Raw genomic sequence first — 20,287 nt, forward strand, 5'->3', positions numbered from 1 at the left:
GTCACAGCGCACCCTGATTTCCCTTGACCTGACCCACACATGACGCGCGGGGCCGCCGCCAGGCGGGTCTCAGGAGGCGCTGCGGGCGGGCCGGCGGGCGTGCCGACGCCGGGCGAGCTCGTCCGCGGGCTCGTCCGTCGCGGCGCCGAGCAGCTCGCTGGGGAGGTCGGCCAGGCTCCCCTCGACCTCACGCCACACGCGGCCCACGGCGATCCCGAAGACGCCCTGCCCGCCCTGCACGAGGTCCACGACCTCGTCCGCGGAGGTGCACTCGTACACGGAGGCGCCGTCGCTCATCAGGGTGATCTGGGCCAGGTCCGCGACGCCGCGCTCGCGCAGGTGCGCGACGGCGGTGCGGATCTGCTGGAGGGACACGCCCGTGTCCAGGAGCCGCTTGACGACCTTGAGCACGAGGATGTCGCGGAACGAGTAGAGGCGCTGAGATCCGCTGCCGGCCGCTCCGCGCACGGTGGGCACCACGAGGTCGGTGCGCGCCCAGTAGTCGAGCTGCCGGTACGTGATGCCCGCGGCCTTGCACGCGGTCGGGCCGCGGTAGCCGACGTCGCCGTCGGGTGAGGCGGCCTCGAAGAGGCTGTCCTGCCGGCCGTCGATCACGGGCGGATGGCCGGCACCTGTCCTCGGCGTCATGGGTGGACCCTTCTGATCATGGGCCCCCGTGCGAGATGCCGAGGACGCCCGGACGGCCCGGCCGGCGAGGCGGGGACGCGTCCTGGCGGTCCACGGCGCGGGACCCTTCTGCTCGACGGTACGTCCGAGCCCCGGGCCGGTCAACGAACCCGGCCGTGAACGGCGGTCGTGTCGCGCCCCCGGACCCTCCCGGCTCGGGCCCCCGGACCCTCCCGGCTCGCGCCCGCGGGGACTCGCCCGGCGTCACCGCGCGGGCCCGGGCGCACCGCTCAGCCGAAGTCCTCGGGGCGCACCGAGTCCAGGAAGTGACGGAAGTCGTCCAGCTCGCCCTCGTCTCCGGCCTCCTGCCCGCGCGCGTCCATCCCGGCCTCGGCCAGCACCGCGGGGTCGCACAGCACGGGGGCCTCGGCCCGCAGGGCCAGCACCACGGCGTCGGAGGCCCGGGCGTCCACGGTCGCGCCGCCGCTGAGGTGGAGCTCGGCATGCACGACGTCGTCCCGCACCTCCGTGAGGCGGACGCGCTCGAGCGTCTGGCCCAGGGCCGCCAGGACGGAGACCAGCAGCTCGTGGGTGAGCGGCCGCGGGGTGGGTGCGGCGTCCAGGGCGAGCGCGGCGGCCGCGGCCTCCGGCGCCCCGACCCAGAGGGGCAGCATCGTGTCCCCCTCCGGGTTCAGCAGCAGGACGACGTGGTGCTGCTCCGGCAGCTCGACGCGCACGCCGAGCACCGTGAGCGGCACGTCCGGACCGCGCCTGCGCGGTCCGCGGGCCTTGCCGTCCCCGCCCTCAGTCATCCCACTGCTCCAGGCCGGTGCTCACCAGCGCGGAGTGCAGCTGGAGGCACGCCTCGGCGATCTCGTGGGCCCGGCGGGCCACGCGGGTGCGGGTCGCGGCGTCGCGGCGCGACGTCAGGGGCACGACGGCCCGCTCCACGAGGCCGAGCTCCCGGTCCGCTGCCGCACGGAAGGGGCGCAGGTGGCGCGGTTCGAGCCCGTGGGCGGCCAGGGCGACGGCGGCCCTCGCCACGCTCACGGCGTGCACGCTGTACCCGTCGTCGTCGTCCACGGGGAGCAGGGAGTACTTCTCGAGCTCCTCCAGCAGCTCCTCCGCCGCCCCGGAGTCCCGCGCGAGCTCGGCGCGGGACCGCCGCCGCTCGCCTCCGGCCACCTCGTGGCCGAGGCGCTCGGCCTCGGACTGGGGGGCCAGCGTGACCCCGCCCGGCAGGTCCTGGGGGCGCTCGCCGCGGTCGATGGCGTCGAGGTGCTCCCGGATCACCTTCAACGGGAGGAACTGGTCGCGCTGGAGGGTGAGCACGAACCGCAGCCGGTCGACGTCGGCCGGGGTGTAGCGGCGGTATCCGGCCGGGGTGCGCTCCGGATGGACCAGGCCGCGCTCCTGGAGGAATCGGACCTTGGAGGCGCTCACGGCGGGGAAGTGCGGCTTGAGCTCGGCCACCACGTCCCCGATGCCGAGCGCGCCGAGCGGCCGCGTCCCCGCGTCGGTGCGGGACGGCGGCGTCGGCTCGTCGGAGGGGGCGCTCACGGAGCGGAGGCGGCGCTCAGGCGCCGGCGACGCCGGCGTAGTAGGCGAGGCGGTACTTGCCGATCTGCACCTGCATGCCGGAGCGCAGGCGCACCTCGTCCACCCGGTCGTTGTTCACGTAGGTGCCGTTGAGGGAGTTCATGTCCACGATCCGGTGCCCGCCGCCCTCCGCGCGCAGCTCGGCGTGGCGGCGGGAGACGGTCACGTCGTCGAGGAAGATGTCCGCGTCCGGATGGCGGCCCACGGTCACCACGGGCTGGTCCAGGAGGAAGCGCGCCCCGTGGTCGGGGCCGCCGTGGGCCAGCAGCAGCGCGGAGCCGACGGGCAGCGCGCGCACCGCATCGGACTCCTCCGGGGTGAGGTCGGCCGCCACGAGGGGGGCGAGCTCCGTCAGGCTGATGGAGGAGGTGTGGAGGTCCGGTTCGTGTCCGGGCTGCTGCATGGGGTGCTCCTGTGCGCGGGCCCCCGACGCGCGGGGGTGGTGTGGGTGCCGCCGACGCCGCCCCCGCGCGAAGGGGGCGGGGCGGCGTCGGAGGGAGGGGATCAGCTGACGTGCGAGGCGTAGCCCTCGGCGTCCATGAGGCCGTCGAGCTCGGCGGCGTCGGAGAGGGTGATCTCCAGCAGCCAGCCGCCCTCGTACGAGGCGCTGTTGACGAGGCCGGGCTCGCCGTCGAGCTCCTCGTTGACGGCCGAGACCGTGCCGGACACCGGGGCGTAGATGTCGGAGACCGACTTGGTGGACTCGACCTCACCGACAGCGGTGCCCGCGGTGACCTCGGTGCCGACCTCGGGGAGGTCGACGTAGACCACGTCGCCGAGGGCGTCCTGGGCGAAGTCGGTGATGCCGACGCGCACGGTGCCCGCGGCGTCGGCCTCGGCGATCCACTCGTGCTCGGCGGAGTACTTCAGTCCTGCGGGGATGGTGCTCATCGGGAGGGCCCCTTCACTGGTGGAGACGACGGTGGGTGCTCTCCAGCACCTTACCGAATCCGCGGGTGACTCGCGCCACCGCACGGCACTCGGAACGCTCGGCGCCCCGCACCGGGAGGGGTGCGGGGCGCGGAGCGGGCCTGCGACGGCGCGCGGGCCGGGAGGGGAACGGCGTGCGTCAGCGCACGCCGCGCATGCCGCGGCGGATGGCCGGGGCCAACAGGAGCATGAGCAGGCCCACGCCCACGGTCACGGCGCCGATGACGCCGAAGTAGCCGGCCTCGTTCTGCTCGGAGTAGGACCCGGCGAGGGACCCGGCGAGGGCCGAGCCCAGCGCGACGGCGAGGTTGAACAGTGCCACCGTCATCACGGGGAAGGCCGCGGGCGCCAGCTTCGTGGACAGGGAGAGGCCGACGGGCGACACCATCAGTTCGCCCAGCGTCATGACGAAGAGGATCAGCGTGAGCCACAGCAGCGGCACGGAGGCCACGCCCGCCATGGGGATGAAGAGCAGGAACGCGAGGCCGATCAGGAGGATGCCGATGCCGAACTTCACCGGGGTGGAGGGCTGGCGGTTCCCGAGGCGGGTCCACAGGGCCGCGTAGATCGGCGCGAAGGCGATGATGAACACCGGATTGATCGAGTTGACCCACTCCATCGGGGCCTCCCAGCCGGCGACGACGCGGTCGAGGCGGTTCTCCGAGTACAGGGCCACCACGGTGAACTGCTGCTGGAACAGCGCGAAGAACACCGCGGTGCCGACGAAGAGCGGGATGAAGGCCTTCACGCGCGACCGCTCGTCCGCGTCCACCTTGGACGAGGTCAGGAGCATCACGAAGATCCCGACCGCCGCGAGGGCGGAGAGCGCGACGACGGCGTCGGCGAGGTTGTCCACCGTCACCAGTCCGGTGAGGAACAGCGCCGCGACGACGGCCACGGCGGCGAGCGCGATGAGCGCCCAGCGGCCGTACTGGGAGCGCGGCAGCGGGTCCGGGACGCCGTGCACGCTGTCCGGGAGGTCCGTGCGCGTCAGGGCGTACTGCGTCAGGCCGATGGCCATGCCCGCCGCGGCGAGGCCGAAGCCCACGTGGAAGCCCCACATGTCGCGGGCCCAGCCCGTGAGGAGCGGGCCGATGAGGGCGCCGATGTTCACGCCCATGTAGAAGATGGAGAAGCCGGCGTCACGGGCCCGGTCGCCCTTGGCGTAGAGCGAGCCCACGATGTTGGCCGCGTTCGCCTTGAGGCCGCCGGAGCCGATGGCCACGAGGAAGAGGCCGAGGATGAGGCCCGGCACGCCCGGGACGAGGGCGAGGGCGATGTGGCCGAGCATGATCCCGATGGCGGAGAAGAACAGGGTCTTCTCGGAGCCGATCAGGCGGTCGGCGACCCAGCCGCCGAGGATGCAGAAGACGTAGACCATGCCGCCGTACGCGCCCACGATGCCCGTGGCGACCGCGCGGTCGATCCCCAGGCCGCCGTCCGCGACGGACCAGTACATGTAGTACACGAGCATGGCCTGCATGCCGTAGAAGGAGAACCGCTCCCACATCTCCACGGAGAAGATGTTGGCGAGGGATCCGGGCTGGCCGAAGAACCGCCGGCCCGAGGGGTTGTGCGCGTCCGGCGCGCCGGGCGACGGCGCCATGGCGGGGTTCACGCGGGCGGAGGGCTCGACGTCGGGCGCGGAGCCGGGGGCGGTGTCTGTGCGATGGATCACCGATCCACTGTCCTCCCGGACGCCCTCGTTATCAAACTGACAAGGGGTGATGCTCGACACTCGACGGACGTTGCGGGGGCGGCGGGCTCTCTCATCCCGCGCGCGGAGGGCCACCCGCGGGCGCCCGTCTACGCTGGCCCGATGCCGCACTCCCCCGAGATCGACCGCGCCCGCTCCCTGATCCGCGTCGTCCAGGACCACCCCGTCCCGGGCGTGGCGTTCCAGGACATCACCCCGCTCCTGGCCGACGCCCGGGCGTTCCGGGCGTGCGTGGAGGCGCTGGTGGAGCCTTTCGCGGGGTCGTTCGACGTGGTGGCCGGGGTGGAGGCCCGCGGCTTCCTGCTGGCAGGCGCCGCCGCGGTGCTCACGGGCACGGGACTCGTGCCGCTGCGCAAGGCGGGCAGGCTCCCCGCCCCGGTGGCCTCCGCGAGCTATGCGCTGGAGTACGGGGAGGCCGCCATCGAGGTCTCCGCCGACCTGCACGCGGGAGACCGCGTCCTCGTCCTCGACGACGTCCTGGCCACGGGCGGCACGCTCGCCGCGGCGGCGCGGCTGGTGAGGGAGCGGGGGGCACACGTGGCCGGCGCGGCGTGCCTGCTCGAGCTCGAGAGCCTCGGCGGACGGGCGGCCGTGCCCGATGCCCACGCACTCATCCGCGTCTGACCCGGACGGGCGGTCACATGGACGGCCCGTCACACCGACGGGCCCGCACGCAGAAGGACCCGGCCCCGCCTGCGGCGGAACCGGGTCCTTCGATCGGTCGGGCTGACAGGATTTGAACCTGCGACCCCTTGACCCCCAGTCAAGTGCGCTACCAAGCTGCGCTACAGCCCGTGGCGACTCCGCGTCCTGCGCGGTTCGGCACCCGATGATCCTACACCGCCCCCGGCCGGGAGGCGAATCGGCGAGGACGACGCGGCGGGGACCCGCCGCCCGGAGACGAACAAGGGGCCCACGTCCGCTTCCGCGACCATGCACCCCTTGCCCCTGTACCAAGGGTGACCCGACCGAGAGTCCCCCGGTGTCCGCGGCCTTCGCCGAGGCGTCCCGCGGTGGTCTACACGCATCTGCGGCAGGGCCGTCCCGGGGGACGGCACGAACCATCGATGATCATGCGTACGCAGGCGAGGATAGCACGGGAGCCGCCTCCCGCCGTGCCACGGCGCCGCAGGTCAGAACGTGAACGCGCGGTCCCCCACGCGGAACTCCACGTCCTTCAGGTCCGGCATGGACTCCTTGGCCCTCTCGGCGGCGTCCCGCAGCTGATCCTCGAGCTCGGCGGGGTCCGCGGAGAGGACGTCGTCGGCGTAGTCCACGATCACCCTGCCCTCCTCCTTCATGGCCTCCACGTCCACGACGTCGTCCACGGAGGGCAGGGAGGACACGAGCTCGTCGGCCGTGGCCTGCGCGTCCTCGGAGGCGTCGCCGAGCCCGGAGAGGGCGTCCTCGGCCCGCTGCCGCAGGTCCGGGAGGTCGACCCGGCGGTCGGCCTCGTCCTCGAGCTCCTGGATGCGCTGCTCGGCCCTGGAGATCCGCTCGTTCGCGCTCTCCAGGGCGGCCTGGGTGTCGGAGTCGTCCGCGGCACAGCCGCTGAGGGTCAGCGCCAGGGCGGCGACGGCGGCCATCGAGGCCGCGGGGCGGGGGCGTCGGCGGGTTCTCATGGATCCAGGCTAGCCGGGCGGCATGGACGCCGCATGGGAGCACCGCCTCCGCCGCCTGGGAGTCCACGAGCGGCGGACTCCCCCGGCGGAGGGGGTGCCGGCGTCAGCGGCGGCGGCCGCGCTTCTCGCGCACGCGCATGCCGATCTCGATCGGCGTGCCCTCGAACCCGAAGGTCTCGCGGAGGCGGCGCGTGATGAAGCGGCGGTAGCCCGGATCCAGGAAGCCCGTCGTGAACAGCACGAACTTCGGGGGGCGGACCGAGGCCTGCGTCGCGAAGAGGATGCGGGGCTGCTTGCCGCCGCGCAGCGGGTGCGGGTGCGCGGCCACGAGCTCGCCGAGGAACGCGTTGAGCTTGCCCGTGGGGATGCGGGTCTCCCACGAGTCGAGCGCCGTGTCCAGCGCGGGCACGAGGCGGTCCTTGTGCCAGCCGGTGAGCGCCGAGATGTTCACGCGCGGAGCCCACGCCACGTGCGCGAGGTCCCGGTCGATCTCCTTCTCGAGCTGCTCACGGCGGTCCTCGTCCACCTTGTCCCACTTGTTGAACGCCACCACGAGGGCGCGGCCGGACTCGAGCGCCATCTGCAGGATGCGCACGTCCTGCTCCGAGATGACCGAGGGGGCCTCCAGGAGGACCACGGCCACCTCGGCCCGGTCCAGGGCGGACGCGGTGCGCAGGGAGGCGTAGTAGTCCGCCCCGTGCGCCATGTGCTGGCGGCGGCGGATGCCCGCCGTGTCCACGAAGCGCCACAGGCGCCCGCCGAGCTCGATCAGCTCGTCCACCGGGTCACGGGTCGTGCCCGCGAGGTCGTCCACCACCACGCGGTCGGAGCCCGCGAGCTTGTTCAGCAGGGAGGACTTGCCCACGTTCGGGCGGCCCACGAGGGCGACGCGGCGGGGGCCGCCACGCGGCACCAGGCCCCCGTGCGCCGACTCCTCGGGGAGCGCCTCGAGGGCGGCGTCCAGCAGGTCGGCCACGCCGCGGCCGTGCACGGCCGAGACGGGCTGGGGGTAGCCGAAGCCGAGGGACCACAGCGAGGCCGCCTCGGCCTCCTGCACCATGTCGTCCACCTTGTTGGCGGCCACGATCACGGGGCGGTCCTTGCGACGCAGCATGGTCACCACGGCCTCGTCGGTGGAGGTCATGCCCACGGTGGAGTCCACCACGAACACCACGGCGTCGGCCACGTCCACCGCCAGCTCGGCCTGCTCGGCCACGCGGCGGTGGATGCCCTTCGCGTCGTGCTCCCAGCCGCCGGTGTCCACCACGGTGAAGGTGCGGCCGTTCCACTCCGCCTCGTAGGAGACGCGGTCACGGGTCACTCCCGGCACGTCCTCCACCACGGCCTCGCGGCGGCCGATGATGCGGTTCACGAGGGTGGACTTGCCCACGTTGGGGCGGCCCACGATCGCGAGCACCGGGGGCACGGGCGCATCGGGCTCGAGGTCGTCGTCCACGTCCCAGTCGCCCAGGAGCGCGGCGTCCTCGTCGTCCAGCTCGTAGTCGGCCAGGCCGGCGCGCAGCGAGGCGGCCCGCGCGGCGGCCTCCTCGTCGCTCATCGCGGCGAGGCGCTCGGCCACCTTGTCGTCGCCCGCGGGCGTGTACTCGTCGTCCTCGGGGCGGTTCTGCGGGTTCTCGCTCATCGTCCCTGTCCCTTCTCGGCCGGGCGCGCCCCACGGGCTGCCTCCCCGGCCTGTTCCTCGACGGCGGCCATCACGGCCGCCACGGTCTGCTCGAAGTCGAGCTCGGTGGAGTCCACGAGCACCACGCCCTCGGCGGGGCGGTCGAACGTGGAGACGGTGGCGTCGCGCGCGTCGCGCCCGACCACCTGGCGAGTCAGCGTGCCGGCGTCGACGCCGGGCTCGCCGGCGGCGGCCAGCTGGCCGGAGCGGCGGGCCGTGCGCACGGCCTCGGAGGCCGTCAGCAGGACGCGGGCGTGGGCATCGGGGGCCACCACGGTCGTGATGTCCCGACCCTCGGCCACCATGCGCCCGGCGTCCGCGATGGCCGCGCGCTGGCGGCGGCGCAGCTCCTCACGCACGGGGATGACGACGGCCACGGTGGAGACGACGTCGGTCACCTCGGCACCGCGGATGGCCTCGGTGACGTCCGCCTCGCCCACGAGCACGACGTCCTCGTCCGGGTGGGTCGACTGGGTCAGCGGCATGGTGCGCGCCGCCTCGAGGATGGCCTCGGGGTCGGCGAGGTCCACCCCGGAGTCCAGGCAGTGCCACGCCACGGCGCGGTACATCGCCCCCGTGTCCAGGTAGGCGGCGCCCAGGCGGCGGGCCACCTCGCGGGACACGGAGGACTTGCCGGACCCGGAGGGGCCGTCGACGGCCACCACGAGGGGCGCGGCGTCCGTGCGCGCGGCCTCGGCCGCGCGGGCGTGCTCAGCGGTGTTCTCGGTCATCCTCAGACCACCTTCCATCCGGCGTCGGCCAGTGCCGACACGAGTTCGTCCTTGCATCCGGGCAGCACGGACACGTCCACCATGCCCGCCCGATGCCCGGAGGCGTGCTCGAGGCGCAGGTCCTCCACGTTGACGCCCGTGCGGCCGACGGCCTCCAGGAGCGCTGCGATCTGGCCCGGGGCGTCGTCGACGACCACGGTCACCACGGCGAACGCCTGAGGCGGCGTCCCGTGCTTGCCGGGGATGCGGGCCCGGCCCGCGTTCCCCTCGGCGATGAGCCGGGCGATCCCCAGGCGCGCGCCCGGCGCCGCCGGCTCCTCGAGCACGTCGAGCAGGCCGTCCAGGTCGTCCCGGAGGCTGCGCAGGGCAGGCACGATCCGCTCGGCGTTGCCCGCCAGGATCTGCACCCACAGCTGCGGGTCCGACGCGGCGATCCGGGTGGTGTCCCGCAGCCCGTTGCCCGCGAGCGCGAGCGACGCGTCCGCGGTGTCCTGCAGTCGCGCCGCCACGAGGGAGGCCGCGATCTGGGGGAGGTGCGAGATCAGGGCCACCGCCTCGTCGTGCGCCTGCGCGTGCATGCGGGACGGGGTCGCCTTCAGGACGCGGGCGAGGGCCTCCCCCGCCGCCAGGGCCGCCGGCGCGGTCGTGGGCTCGGGGCACAGCACCCACGGGCTTGCCGTGAACAGCGTCCCGCGGGCGGCCACGGGGCCCGAGCGCTCGGAGCCGGCCATGGGGTGGGTGCCCAGGTGGCGATCGGCGTCGGCGGCGGAGATCTCCCCGCGCTCCACGGCCTCCCGCACCGCGCGGGCCACGCCCTCCTTGACGGAGGCGATGTCCACCACGACGGCGCCCGGCCAGCGCCGCAGCGAGTCCACCACGACGGCGGCCGTCACGTCCGGCGGCGCCGCCACCACCACGAGGACGGGCGGGGTGTCCCGGAGGGCGTCGCCGTCGAGGTCCACCGCGACGCCGGCCCCGATGTCCTGGGCCACGCCGCTCGCCGAGGGCGAGGGGTCGTGGAGGAGCACGGTGGACCCGGCCGCGCTGAGGCCGATGCCGATCGAGGTGCCGAGCAGGCCCGTGCCGCGGATGAGCACGGGATCCGGGACGCCGACCGCGGCGGCGGGCGCCTCGGCGGTGCTCACAGCCCGACCAGGGCCTTGAGGTGGCCCAGCTCCTGCTGCGAGAGCGGACGGACGCTGCCCTGCTTCTGGTCGCCCAGGAGGATCGGGCCCACCTTCACGCGGACGAGACGCTCCACGGGGTGGCCGATCTCCTGGAAGAGGCGGCGCACGATCCGGTTCTTGCCCGAGTGCAGGACGACCTCGACGAGCACGTGGCCCGGCGTGGAGTCCACGAGCTTGAAGGAGTCCACCTTGGCGATGCCGTCCTCGAGCTCGATGCCCTCGCGCAGGCGGTTGGACACGCCCTTCGCGAGCGGGCCGCGCGTCTGCACCACGTAGGTCTTGGGGACCTCGTAGCTGGGGTGGGTGAGGCGGTTGGCCAGCTCGCCGTCGTTGGTGAGGAGCAGCAGCCCCTCGGTCTCGTTGTCCAGGCGGCCCACGTGGAAGAGGTGCTCCTGGCCCGGCTTGAGGTACGTGGCGATCGAGGGACGGGCCTCGGGGTCGATCATCGTGGAGATGACGCCGCGGGGCTTGTTGAAGACGAGGTACTGACGGGAGGTGTCCGTCTGCACCGTGATGCCGTCCACGCGGATCACGGCGGAGCGGGGCTCCACGCGGACGCCGGGCTCGGTGACGATCTTGCCGTTGACCTCCACGCGGCCCTCGGCGATCAGGTCCTCGCACACGCGACGGGACGCGACGCCGGCCGAGGCCAGCACCTTCTGGAGGCGCTCGCCGTCCTCGGTGTGGACGCCCGTGAGGTCCGCGGCCTTCGCGCGGGCGGCGCCGGCGCCGCGGCCGCGACGCCCGCGGGGGCGCTCGACGGCGTTCTCGTCGAAGGGGGCCTCGTCCTGCGGACGGGCGGCGGCCCCGCGGCGGGGGCCGATCTGACGCTGGAAGTCGCGCTCCTGGAACGGGCCGCCTCGTCGTCCGACGGCGGGGGTTCGTCCGGAGCCTCGCGGCTTGCGGGAGTTCATGGGAGGGTGCTTCCTTCCGGGAGGCGTTCGACCGCAGACCGTCCGCCAGGGGCCGGAATGCGGAGGGGTTCACGCGGCGGTTCGCACGCGTGCACCCTCCATTGTCGCAGATCCCGGACGCTCAGCGGATCACGGGGCGCCGCCGCGGCTGATGAGCTCGCGGGCGAGCTGGCGGTAGGCCCGGGCGCCGTCGTGGTTCTCGGCGTAGCTGGTGATCGGCGTGGCGGCCACGGTCGCGTCGGCGAACTTGATGGAGCGCTTGATCACGGTCTCGAACACCTTGTCCCCGAAGCCGGCCACGAGCGAGCCCACGACCTCCTTCGAGTGGAGGGTGCGCTGGTCGAACATCGTGGCCAGCACGCCGTCGATCTCCAGGTCAGGGTTGAGCCGATCCTGGACCTTCTCGATGGTCTCCACGAGCAGCGCGACGGCGCGCAGCGCGAGGAACTCCGCGGTGAGCGGGATGATCACGCCGTGGGAGGCCGTCAGCGCGTTCACGGTGAGCAGGCCGAGGGAGGGCTGGCAGTCGATGAGGACCACGTCGTAGTCGTCGCGCACCTGGCGCAGGGCCCGGTCGAGCACCTGCTCCCGGGCCACCTCGTTCACGAGCTGCACCTCCGCGGCCGAGAGGTCGATGTTGGCCGGCAGCAGGTCCATGTTCTCGAAGGGGGTCCGCAGGATCGCGTCCCGCGCCGTCACGGAGCGCTCCATGAGCACGTTGTACACGGTGGTGTCGAGCTCGTGGGGGCTCGCGCCGAGGCCCGCGGAGAGCGCGCCCTGGGGATCGAAGTCCACCATGAGCACTCGGCGCCCGTACCCGGCGAGGGCGGCGCCCAGGTTGATGGTCGACGTCGTCTTCCCGACGCCGCCCTTCTGGTTCACCATCGAGATGATGCGGGCCGGGCCGTGGCCCTCCAGGGGCGCAGGCTCGGGGAACTCGTGCTTGGGGCGGCCGGTGGGGCCGATCACGGGCTCCCCGTGGATGGTCATGACGGGGGTGGGTTCCTTCGAGGTCACGGCGGTGCCGGCTCCTTCCACGGGGGTGTGGCGCCCTGCCGGCGCCTCGCCCGGTCACGGGCGCGCGGCTGCCGTCGGCGCGATGCTCGCCCTCCACCCTAGTGCCTGGGCGGAGACGCCGAGGGGCCGAGGGCAGCAGCCCCCGGCCCCTCCGCGACGGCGGCGCGTGCGCCGTCCGGTCAGCGGCGCGTCGCCTCGTCCGGGATCGCGGTGTGCAGGCTCGACCCGGGGTGGCCCTCGAACGCCTGCTCGGCGGCCGTGGGCGACTCGACGACGTCGTGACCGACCACGGAGGCCTCGTCGAACTTCACCTCGCCGGCGAGGACGGCGCGCGCGCTCCCCGTCGAGCTCCCCGACCCAGCGGCCGATGAGGAGGGTGGCCACGGCGTTGCCGGTGAAGTTGGTGAGCGCGCGGGCCTCGGACATGAACTTGTCGATGCCCACGATCACGCCCATGCCGCCGAGCAGCTCGGGGCGGTGCGCCTTCAGGCCGGCGGCCAGGGTGGCCAGGCCGGCGCCCGTCACGCCGGCGGCGCCCTTGGAGGCGATGATCATGAAGAGCAGCAGGCCGACCTGCTCGCCGAGGTTCATCTCCATCCCCATCGCGTTGGAGACGAAGAGGGCGGCCATCGTCAGGTAGATGGCGGTGCCGTCCAGGTTGAAGGAGTAGCCGGTGGGCACGGTCACGCCGACCACGGACTTGTGCACGCCGGCGTGCTCCATCTTGGCGATCAGGCGCGGCAGGGCGGACTCGGAGGAGCTCGTGGCGAAGATGAGCAGGTACTCGCGGCCCAGGTACTTCATGAGCGAGAAGATGCTCAGGCCCGTGACCACCTTCAGGAGGGTGCCCAGGATCAGGGTGATGAACAGGATGCAGGTCAGGTAGAACGAGCCCATCAGCAGGGGCATGGCGCCGATCGCGGACCAGCCCGTGGACCCGACGACGGCCGCGATCGCCCCGAAGGCGCCGATGGGAGCGATCCACGTGATCATCATGAGGATGCGGAACACGACGCCCTGGATGAGCGTGAGGCCGCGCAGCAGCGGCGCGCCGGCCGGGCCCGTCTGCTGCAGCGCGAGGCCCACGAGCAGCGCCACGAACAGCACGGGGAGCACGGGCACGGAGCCCGGGATGATGTCCAGCAGGAACTTGACCGTGGAGTCCATCTCCGGCTTGGGGGCGCTCGGGTCATAGGGCTTCAGGGCCAGGCCCTCGCCCGGGTGCACGAAGTTGCCGACCACGAGGCCGATGGCCAGGGCGAAGGTGGACTTCGTGATGAAGGAGAGCAGCGCGATGCCGCCGACCTTGCCGACGGTGGCGGCCTTGGCGATCGAGCCGATGCCGAGCACGATCGTTCAGAAGATGACGGGGCCGATCATCATCTTGATGAGGGAGACGAAGCCGTCACCCAGGGGCTTGAGGGACGTGCCGAACTCCGGGAACAGCAGGCCCACGAGGGCGCCGAGGACCACCGAGGCGATCACGGAGATGTAGAGCCAGTGGGTGCGGTCCTTCGGCTTCTTCGCCGTGGGCGGCGCGGCGGCGGTCGTGTGCGCCATGGGCACGGTCGTTTCAGAGGGTGCGAGAGATGTCAAGGATCACCCTACGATGAGATGAGCGCCACTTCGGCCACGCACGGCATTGCGACGGGGGCGGGAGAGGCCGGCCGGCCTTCCCACCCCCGTCACGGCGCGTGCCCTCGACGCGGCCTCAGCGCTGCGGGTGCAGGAGCCGGCGCAGATCGTCCAGGACGGAGGCGTCCTCGATCGTGGAGGGCACCGTGTACTCCTCGCCGTCCGCCATCTGGCGCATGGTCTTGCGCAGGATCTTGCCGGAGCGGGTCTTGGGCAGGGCGTCCACGATCGCGACGTCGCGGAAGTCGGCCACGGGGCCCACGCCCCGCCGCACCGCCTGGCGCAGCTCCTCGAGGAGCGCGGCCTCTGCCGGGGAGCCCGGCTCCGGCGTCTCCACCCCGGACTTGAGCACCACGTAGCCGGAGGGGCGCTGGCCCTTGAGCGGATCCGCGAGCCCGACGACGGCGCACTCCGCCACGGCCGGGTGCGCGGCGAGCGCCGCCTCGAGGACGCCCGTGGAGAGGCGGTGCCCGGACACGTTGATGACGTCGTCGGTGCGGCCCAGGACGAACACGTAGCCGTCCTCGTCCACGAGGCCCGAGTCGCCCGTCGCGTAGTGGCCCTCGAAGGCGGAGAGGTAGGAGTCGATGTACCGCTGGTCGTCGCCCCACAGGGTGGGCAGGGTGCCCGGGGGCAGGGGCAGGCGCACCGCGATGTTCCCCTCCTCTCCGGGGCCCACCGGCTCGCCCAGGCCGTCCAGCACCACGAGGTCGAAGCCGGGCGAGGGCACAGACGAGGAGCCGATCTTCACGGGCAGCTCCTCCAGCCCCACCGGGTTCGCGGCGATCGCCCAGCCCGTCTCCGTCTGCCACCAGTGGTCGATGACCGGCATGCCCAGCAGGCCCTCGATCCAGCGCTGGGTCTCCGGGTCCAGGCGCTCGCCGGCGGCGTAGAAGTGCGCGAGCGTGCTGAGATCGTGCTCCTTCATGAGCGCGCCCTCGGGGTCCTGACGGCGGATGGCGCGCAGCGCGGTGGGGGCCGTGAAGAAGGAGCGGACGCCGTGGTCCTCGATCAGGCGCCAGAACGCCCCCGCATCGGGCGTGCCCACGGGCTTGCCCTCGTACATGACGGTGGTCGCCCCGGCCAGCAGCGGACCGTAGACGATGTAGGAGTGACCCACCACCCAGCCCACGTCCGAGGCGGTGCACATGGCCTGGCCCGGGCCGACGTCGTAGATGTTCTCCATGGTCCACCGCAGGGCCACGGCGTGTCCGCCGTTGTCCCGGACCACACCCTTGGGCCTGCCCGTGGTCCCGGAGGTGTAGAGCACGTAGAGCGGATCGGTGGCGGCGACGTCCACGCAGGCGGCCGGCTCAGCGGCGGCCACGGCCTCGTCCCAGTCCTTCCACGCCGCTCCCCCGCGCTCGGCGACGTCGGCCAGCGCGGTCTCGAAGCCGTCGCGGTGGTGGACGAGGACCGTCCGCACCGGGTGCGAAGCCGTCTCGAGCGCCTCGGCGACGGCGGGCAGGTACTCCACGCGGCGCTTCGGCTCGATGCCGCCCGAGCACGTCAGCACGACGTCGGGCGCGGCGTCGTCGATGCGGGCGGCGAGCTCGCGCGGGGCGAAGCCGCCGAAGACCACCGAGTGGACGGCGCCGAGGCGGGCGCACGCGAGCATCGCGACGGGCGCCCGCGGGATCATCGGCAGGTAGACGAGCACGCGGTCCCCCTTGCCCACCCCCTGGGCCGCGAGGGCGCCCGCGAGCGCGGCCACCTCGTCCCGCAGCTGCGCGTAGGTGTAGCGGGTGACCGTGCCGGTCATCGCCGAGTCGTGGACCAGCGCGAGCGCGTCGCCGCGGCCGGCGTCCACGTGGCGGTCCAGGCAGTTGTGGGCGGTGTTCAGGACGCCGTCCGGGAACCAGCGGTGCAGGGGCGCGTTCGAGGAGTCGACCGCGCGCGTGGGCGGAGTGGTCCAGTCGATCGCCTGGGCGGCCTCGAGCCAGAACCCCTCCGGGTCGGCGAGGGAGCGGGCGTGGACGTCCGCGTAGGAGCTGCGGGTGCCGGGGGCCGGGGATGCGTCGGGAGTCGCCATGCCGCGATCGTAGTGCGCCGCATCACAGAGATCAAGGGTTTCTGTATACATGTTCTCGCAACTACAGGCCTGCGTGAGGCCACCGAGGCGATTCTGAGGCGCATTCACCCCGAAGGGGCCTTGGCGGTGGGGAGTGCCCGTGTATACACTTCTGGCATGCGAGCGAGTGAGCGGGCCTACCAGACGCTGAGGACGGAGATCCTCGACTGGTCCCTGCCGCCCGGCGCCGGGCTCGCCGAGGTCGAGCTGGCCGAGCGGCTGGGGATCTCCCGCACCCCGGTGCGGGAGGCCATCTCCCGGCTCGTCGCGGACGGCCTGGCCGAACAGGCCACGGGGCGCGGCGCCGTCGTGGCCGACATCTCCCTCGAGCAGGCGGACCAGCTGTTCGAGCTGCGGATCGCGCTCGAGTCCCTCCTCGCCCGGCGCGCCGCCCAGCGGGCGACGGACGAGGCGGCCGAGTCGCTGGCCGATCTGGCCGAGCGGTTCGCGGCCACCGCGCCGTCCCTGCGCACGGGGTCCGACCCGACCGCCTACTACGCGATGACGTCCGAGCTGGACGCCTCGCTCGACGCCGCGGCGGACAACCCGTACCTCGTCTCGACCCTGCGGACGCTGCGCCTGCACCTCGCGCGCCTGCGCCGGCTCGCGGCGAACGACCCGGCACGCCTGGCCACCTCCGCCGAGGAGCACGCGGACATCGCGTCCGCCGTCGCCTCCGGCGCCGCCGACCTGGCCGAGGCCACCACCCGCGTCCACCTGCACCACGCCTTCCACCACCTCACCCGGAGCCGTCGCGACGACGCCGGGGCCCTGCTGACCCCCACCGAAGGAGACCGACCATGAAGAACCACCACGTCCGCGTCCACCGCTCCGAAGAGAACCTCGAGCGCAAGGACCAGCTCGCCATGAAGCTCGCCGAGGTCGCCGTGGACCCGGTGGAGATCCTCCCGGAGGTGGAGGAGATGATCGTCAACCGCATCATCGACAACGCCTCCGTCGCCGTCGCCTCGCTCAAGCGCGGCCCGATCGTCGCCGCCCGCGCCCAGGCGCTCGCCCACCCCGCCTCCACCGGCGGCGAGGGCGCCACCGTGTTCGGCATCGACCAGAAGGTCTCCCCCGAGTGGGCGGCCTGGGCCAACGGCGTGGCCGTGCGCGAGCTCGACTACCACGACACGTTCCTGGCCGCCGAGTACTCCCACCCCGGCGACAACATCCCGCCGATCCTCGCGGTCGCCCAGCACGCGGGCCGTTCCGGCAAGGACCTCGTGCGCGGCATCGCGACCGGCTACGAGGTGCAGGTGGACCTCGTGAAGTCCATCAACCTGTACGGCCACAAGATCGACCACGTCGCGCACATCGGCCCCTCGGCCTCCGCCGGCATCGGCACGCTCCTCGGCCTCGACGCCGAGACGATCTTCCAGGCCATCGGCCAGGGCCTGCACACGACGACGGCCACCCGCCAGTCCCGCAAGGGGGAGATCTCCACGTGGAAGGCCCACGCCCCGGCCTTCGCCGGCAAGATGGCCGTCGAGGCCGCGGACCGCGCGATGCGCGGCCAGACCTCCCCCGTGCCGATCTACGAGGGCGAGGACGGTGTCATCGCGTGGATGCTCGACGGCCCGGACGCCTCCTACGAGGTCCCGCTGCCCGAGAAGGGCGAACCCAAGCGCGGCATCCTGGACACCTACACCAAGGAGCACTCCGCGGAGTACCAGGCGCAGGCCTGGATCGACCTCGCCCGCAAGCTGCACGGCGAGCACCCCGAGGCCACGGACCCGAAGAACGTGGCGTCCGTGCTGATCAAGACCTCGCACCACACCCACAACGTCATCGGCTCCGGCGCGAACGACCCCCAGAAGTACGACCCGACCGCGTCCCGCGAGACCCTCGACCACTCGATCCCCTACATCTTCACGGTGGCCCTCCAGGACGGCGCGTGGCACCACGTGGACTCCTACGCCCCGGAGCGCGCCGCGCGCCCGGACACCGTGGAGCTGTGGCACAAGGTCACCACGGTGGAGGATCCCGAGTGGACCCGCCGCTACCACTCCCTCGACCTGTCCGAGAAGGCGTTCGGCGGCGCCGTGGAGATCACGCTGGCCGACGGCACCGTCATCACGGACGAGATCGCGGTGGCCGACGCGCACCCGCTCGGCGCGCGCCCGTTCTCCCGCGAGCAGTACATCCAGAAGTTCCGCACCCTCGCCGAGGGCATCGTCACGCCCGAGGAGCAGGACCGCTTCCTCGCGGCCGCCCAGCGCGTGTCCGAGCTGGAGGCCGGCGAGCTGGACCAGCTCAACGTCCAGGCCGACCCGGCCTACCTGTCCGAGGCCGACCTGGCCGCCGCTCCGAAGGGCCTCTTCTGATGCTGTACTCCACGAAGACCGCCGAACAGAAGCGCAGGGACCTCCGCGAGACCCTCGCGAAGGGCGGCGCGCAGCAGTTCCCCGGCGCGTTCACCCCGCTCACCGCGAAGCTCATCGAGGAGAAGGGGTTCCCGGGCGTCTACATCTCCGGAGCCGTGCTCGCCAATGAGCTCGGCCTGCCCGACGTCGGGCTGACCACGCTGACCGAGGTGGCCCAGCGCGGCGGGCAGATCGCCCGCCTCACGGACCTGCCCTGCCTGATCGACGCGGACACGGGCTTCGGCGAGCCGATGAACGTGGCCCGCACCGTGCAGGAGCTCGAGAACGCCGGACTCGCCGGATGCCACATCGAGGACCAGTTCAACCCGAAGCGGTGCGGCCACCTCGACGGCAAGAACATGGTGGACCTGGACACCGCCGTCAAGCGCATCGCCGCCGCGGTGGACGCCCGCCGGGACCCGAACTTCCTCGTCATGGCGCGCACCGACCTGCGCGCCGTCGAGGGCCTGGACGCCGCGATCGCCCGCATGAAGGCGCTCGTGGAGGCCGGCGCGGACGCGATCTTCCCGGAGGCGCTCAAGGACATCTCCGAGTTCGAGACCGTGTGCCGCGAGCTCGCCCCGCTCGGCGTGCCCGTGCTGGCCAACATGACCGAGTTCGGCAAGTCCGAGCTGTTCACCCGTGAGCAGCTGGCGGAGGCGGGCGTGGCCATGGTCATCTACCCGGTGACCCTGCTGCGCTCCGCGATGGGCGCCGCCGAGCGTGTGCTCGACGCGATCTCGTCCGAGGGCACCCAGCAGTCGCAGGTGGAGCACATGCTCACCCGCGCCCGCCTGTACGAGCTCGTGGACTACGAGGCCTACAACGCCTTCGACACCGGCATCTTCAACTTCGATGTGCCGACCACGGACATCGAGTCCAACAACGCCAATCTCTGACCGTCACCGTTGACACCACCGCGGCCCGCCCGCCCGGGCGGGCCGCCTCTCCTCTAGGAGGCACATCATGACCGAGACCGAGATCAAGAAGGGCCTGGCCGGCGTCGTCGTGGACACCACGGCGGTCTCCAAGGTCAACCCCGAGACCAACTCCCTGCTCTACCGCGGCTACCCCGTGCAGGACCTCGCGGCGAGCCTGCCGTTCGAGGCCGTCGCGCTGCTGCTCTGGACCGGCGAGCTGCCCTCGGACGAGGAGCTCTCCGAGTTCGAGCGCTTCGAGCGCGCCCACCGCGTCCTGGACCCGAAGGTGAAGGCCGCGATCGACCTGCTCCCCACGGACTGCCACCCCATGGACGTGGGCCGCACCGCCGTGTCCGTGCTGGGCGCCAACCACCCGAAGGCGGAGGACTCGTCCCCGGAGGCCGAGCTGGAGAAGGCCAAGGCGCTGTTCGCGGCGTTCCCGGCCGTCGTCGCCTACGACCAGCGCCGCCGCCGCGGCCAGGACGTCGTGGAGCCCCGCGAGGACCTGGACTACTCGCAGAACTTCCTCTGGATGACGTTCGGCGAGGAGGCCGCCCCCGAGGTGGTGGACGCGTTCCGCGTCTCGATGGTGCTCTACGCCGAGCACTCCTTCAACGCGTCCACCTTCACGGCGCGCGTCATCACCTCCACGCTCTCCGACCTGCACTCGGCCGTGACCGGCGCGATCGGCGCGCTCAAGGGCCCGCTGCACGGCGGCGCGAACGAGGCCGTCATGCACACCTTCGACGAGATCGGCATCCGCAAGGAGGAGTCCCGCGAGGACGCCGCCGCCCGGTCGAAGGCGTGGATGGAGGACGCGCTGGCCCAGAAGAAGAAGGTCATGGGCTTCGGGCACCGCGTGTACAAGAAGGGCGACTCCCGGGTGCCCACCATGAAGGCCGCGCTGGACCGCATGATCGAGCACTACGGACGGCACGAGATGCTCGGCCTGTACGACGGTCTCGAGCAGGCCATGGACGAGGCGAAGCAGATCAAGCCGAACCTCGACTACCCGGCCGGCCCGACCTACCACCTCATGGGCTTCGACACGGAGATGTTCACGCCGATCTTCATCGCCGCGCGCATCACGGGCTGGACCGCCCACATCATGGAGCAGCGCGCCGCCAACGCGCTGATCCGCCCCCTCTCGGCCTACGACGGCCCCGAGCAGCGCGAGCTGCCCCAGCAGTGAGCACCCCCTCGCCGCAGAGTGGTCACGACACGCCGTGTGCGGAAACGGCACACGGCGTGTCGTGACCAGCCTGCGGGG

The 20,287-nt window shown here is 72.8% G+C and carries 18 protein-coding genes, 1 tRNA gene and 1 pseudogene; 5 read left to right on the forward strand and 15 right to left on the reverse strand.

What is annotated here, in order from left to right; genetic code table 11:
* Positions 1–69: 69 nt before the first annotated feature.
* From AAG742_RS07145 to AAG742_RS07170, 6 genes are all read right to left on the reverse strand, one after another.
* Positions 70–648, reverse strand: coding sequence for a MerR family transcriptional regulator (locus tag AAG742_RS07145; RefSeq protein ID WP_248117737.1), 579 nt, complete (start codon positions 646–648; stop codon positions 70–72).
* Between the two features lie 269 nt (positions 649–917).
* Entirely contained in the window at positions 918–1,439 is a 522-nt protein-coding gene (locus AAG742_RS07150) for a bifunctional nuclease family protein (protein WP_298711350.1), read from the reverse strand.
* Positions 1,432–2,112, reverse strand: a complete 681-nt coding sequence (locus tag AAG742_RS07155) for a MerR family transcriptional regulator (protein ID WP_298711425.1) — start codon at positions 2,110–2,112, stop codon at positions 1,432–1,434. Before AAG742_RS07155 ends, AAG742_RS07150 begins: the two co-directional genes overlap by 8 nt.
* Positions 2,113–2,203: 91 nt before the next feature.
* Positions 2,204–2,629 carry an FHA domain-containing protein gene (locus AAG742_RS07160; RefSeq protein WP_298711355.1) on the reverse strand — a complete coding sequence of 142 codons (426 nt, stop codon included), beginning with the start codon at positions 2,627–2,629 and terminating at the stop codon, positions 2,204–2,206.
* 101 nt (positions 2,630–2,730) lie between these two features.
* Complete coding sequence (gene gcvH, locus AAG742_RS07165) at positions 2,731–3,117, reverse strand: glycine cleavage system protein GcvH (protein ID WP_248117743.1); 387 nt, start codon at positions 3,115–3,117, stop codon at positions 2,731–2,733.
* A 178-nt stretch (positions 3,118–3,295) separates the two neighbouring features.
* Positions 3,296–4,834, reverse strand: coding sequence for a peptide MFS transporter (locus AAG742_RS07170; protein ID WP_298711357.1), 1,539 nt, complete (start codon positions 4,832–4,834; stop codon positions 3,296–3,298).
* Positions 4,835–4,975: 141 nt separating this feature from the next.
* Between AAG742_RS07170 and AAG742_RS07175 the strand changes: the two genes are divergently transcribed.
* On the forward strand, positions 4,976–5,497 hold the full coding sequence (locus tag AAG742_RS07175; RefSeq protein WP_298711359.1) for an adenine phosphoribosyltransferase: 522 nt from the start codon (positions 4,976–4,978) through the stop codon (positions 5,495–5,497).
* Positions 5,498–5,594: 97 nt separating this feature from the next.
* Here AAG742_RS07175 and AAG742_RS07180 read toward each other — a convergent pair.
* From AAG742_RS07180 to AAG742_RS07220, 9 genes and pseudogenes are all read right to left on the reverse strand, one after another.
* A tRNA-Pro gene (locus tag AAG742_RS07180) sits at positions 5,595–5,668 on the reverse strand.
* Between the two features lie 338 nt (positions 5,669–6,006).
* Positions 6,007–6,495: a hypothetical protein gene (locus tag AAG742_RS07185; protein ID WP_343281960.1), complete on the reverse strand. Its 489-nt coding sequence runs from the start codon at positions 6,493–6,495 to the stop codon at positions 6,007–6,009.
* 103 nt (positions 6,496–6,598) lie between these two features.
* The gene (der, locus tag AAG742_RS07190) at positions 6,599–8,137 is read right to left on the reverse strand and encodes a ribosome biogenesis GTPase Der (RefSeq protein WP_343281961.1); all 1,539 of its coding nucleotides are present in this window, start codon (positions 8,135–8,137) and stop codon (positions 6,599–6,601) included.
* Entirely contained in the window at positions 8,134–8,907 is a 774-nt protein-coding gene (gene cmk / locus AAG742_RS07195; RefSeq protein WP_343281962.1) for a (d)CMP kinase, read from the reverse strand. Before cmk ends, der begins: the two co-directional genes overlap by 4 nt.
* Positions 8,908–8,909: 2 nt before the next feature.
* Entirely contained in the window at positions 8,910–10,052 is a 1,143-nt protein-coding gene (locus AAG742_RS07200; protein ID WP_343281963.1) for a prephenate dehydrogenase, read from the reverse strand.
* Positions 10,049–11,008: a pseudouridine synthase gene (locus AAG742_RS07205; protein ID WP_343281964.1), complete on the reverse strand. Its 960-nt coding sequence runs from the start codon at positions 11,006–11,008 to the stop codon at positions 10,049–10,051. Before AAG742_RS07205 ends, AAG742_RS07200 begins: the two co-directional genes overlap by 4 nt.
* Positions 11,009–11,137: 129 nt before the next feature.
* A complete protein-coding gene (locus AAG742_RS07210) occupies positions 11,138–11,998 on the reverse strand; it encodes a ParA family protein (protein WP_343282421.1) in 861 nt (286 codons plus the stop codon).
* A 206-nt stretch (positions 11,999–12,204) separates the two neighbouring features.
* A pseudogene (locus AAG742_RS07215) lies at positions 12,205–13,585 on the reverse strand (cation:dicarboxylase symporter family transporter).
* Between the two features lie 151 nt (positions 13,586–13,736).
* On the reverse strand, positions 13,737–15,692 hold the full coding sequence (locus AAG742_RS07220) for an AMP-binding protein (RefSeq protein WP_343281965.1): 1,956 nt from the start codon (positions 15,690–15,692) through the stop codon (positions 13,737–13,739).
* A gap of 156 nt (positions 15,693–15,848) precedes the next feature.
* Between AAG742_RS07220 and AAG742_RS07225 the strand changes: the two genes are divergently transcribed.
* The 4 genes from AAG742_RS07225 (at position 15,849) to AAG742_RS07240 (ending at position 20,209) form a co-directional block, all read left to right on the forward strand.
* Positions 15,849–16,535: a GntR family transcriptional regulator gene (locus AAG742_RS07225; RefSeq protein ID WP_298711377.1), complete on the forward strand. Its 687-nt coding sequence runs from the start codon at positions 15,849–15,851 to the stop codon at positions 16,533–16,535.
* Positions 16,532–18,058: an MmgE/PrpD family protein gene (locus AAG742_RS07230; protein WP_298711381.1), complete on the forward strand. Its 1,527-nt coding sequence runs from the start codon at positions 16,532–16,534 to the stop codon at positions 18,056–18,058. Before AAG742_RS07225 ends, AAG742_RS07230 begins: the two co-directional genes overlap by 4 nt.
* Positions 18,058–18,996: a methylisocitrate lyase gene (gene prpB / locus AAG742_RS07235; RefSeq protein WP_298711384.1), complete on the forward strand. Its 939-nt coding sequence runs from the start codon at positions 18,058–18,060 to the stop codon at positions 18,994–18,996. Before AAG742_RS07230 ends, prpB begins: the two co-directional genes overlap by 1 nt.
* Before the next feature lie 67 nt (positions 18,997–19,063).
* Positions 19,064–20,209, forward strand: a complete 1,146-nt coding sequence (locus tag AAG742_RS07240; protein ID WP_298711387.1) for a bifunctional 2-methylcitrate synthase/citrate synthase — start codon at positions 19,064–19,066, stop codon at positions 20,207–20,209.
* The last annotated feature ends 78 nt before the right edge of the window (positions 20,210–20,287 follow it).

Source organism: Micrococcus sp. 2A, assembly GCF_039519235.1.
Taxonomy (GTDB): Bacteria; Actinomycetota; Actinomycetes; order Actinomycetales; family Micrococcaceae; genus Micrococcus.

What these genes read in the sequence shown, in the direction of transcription:
- der (WP_343281961.1), bottom strand. Translation starts at nt 8,137, where the DNA reads ATGAGCGAGAACCCGCAGAACCGCCCCGAGGACGACGAGTACACGCCC.
- AAG742_RS07230 (WP_298711381.1), top strand. Translation starts at nt 16,532, where the DNA reads ATGAAGAACCACCACGTCCGCGTCCACCGCTCCGAAGAGAACCTCGAG.
- AAG742_RS07205 (WP_343281964.1), bottom strand. Translation starts at nt 11,008, where the DNA reads ATGAACTCCCGCAAGCCGCGAGGCTCCGGACGAACCCCCGCCGTCGGA.
- AAG742_RS07225 (WP_298711377.1), top strand. Translation starts at nt 15,849, where the DNA reads ATGCGAGCGAGTGAGCGGGCCTACCAGACGCTGAGGACGGAGATCCTC.
- AAG742_RS07160 (WP_298711355.1), bottom strand. Translation starts at nt 2,629, where the DNA reads ATGCAGCAGCCCGGACACGAACCGGACCTCCACACCTCCTCCATCAGC.
- prpB (WP_298711384.1), top strand. Translation starts at nt 18,058, where the DNA reads ATGCTGTACTCCACGAAGACCGCCGAACAGAAGCGCAGGGACCTCCGC.
- AAG742_RS07150 (WP_298711350.1), bottom strand. Translation starts at nt 1,439, where the DNA reads ATGACTGAGGGCGGGGACGGCAAGGCCCGCGGACCGCGCAGGCGCGGT.
- cmk (WP_343281962.1), bottom strand. Translation starts at nt 8,907, where the DNA reads ATGACCGAGAACACCGCTGAGCACGCCCGCGCGGCCGAGGCCGCGCGC.
- gcvH (WP_248117743.1), bottom strand. Translation starts at nt 3,117, where the DNA reads ATGAGCACCATCCCCGCAGGACTGAAGTACTCCGCCGAGCACGAGTGG.
- AAG742_RS07185 (WP_343281960.1), bottom strand. Translation starts at nt 6,495, where the DNA reads ATGAGAACCCGCCGACGCCCCCGCCCCGCGGCCTCGATGGCCGCCGTC.
- AAG742_RS07175 (WP_298711359.1), top strand. Translation starts at nt 4,976, where the DNA reads ATGCCGCACTCCCCCGAGATCGACCGCGCCCGCTCCCTGATCCGCGTC.
- AAG742_RS07220 (WP_343281965.1), bottom strand. Translation starts at nt 15,692, where the DNA reads ATGGCGACTCCCGACGCATCCCCGGCCCCCGGCACCCGCAGCTCCTAC.
- AAG742_RS07145 (WP_248117737.1), bottom strand. Translation starts at nt 648, where the DNA reads ATGACGCCGAGGACAGGTGCCGGCCATCCGCCCGTGATCGACGGCCGG.
- AAG742_RS07240 (WP_298711387.1), top strand. Translation starts at nt 19,064, where the DNA reads ATGACCGAGACCGAGATCAAGAAGGGCCTGGCCGGCGTCGTCGTGGAC.
- AAG742_RS07210 (WP_343282421.1), bottom strand. Translation starts at nt 11,998, where the DNA reads ATGACCATCCACGGGGAGCCCGTGATCGGCCCCACCGGCCGCCCCAAG.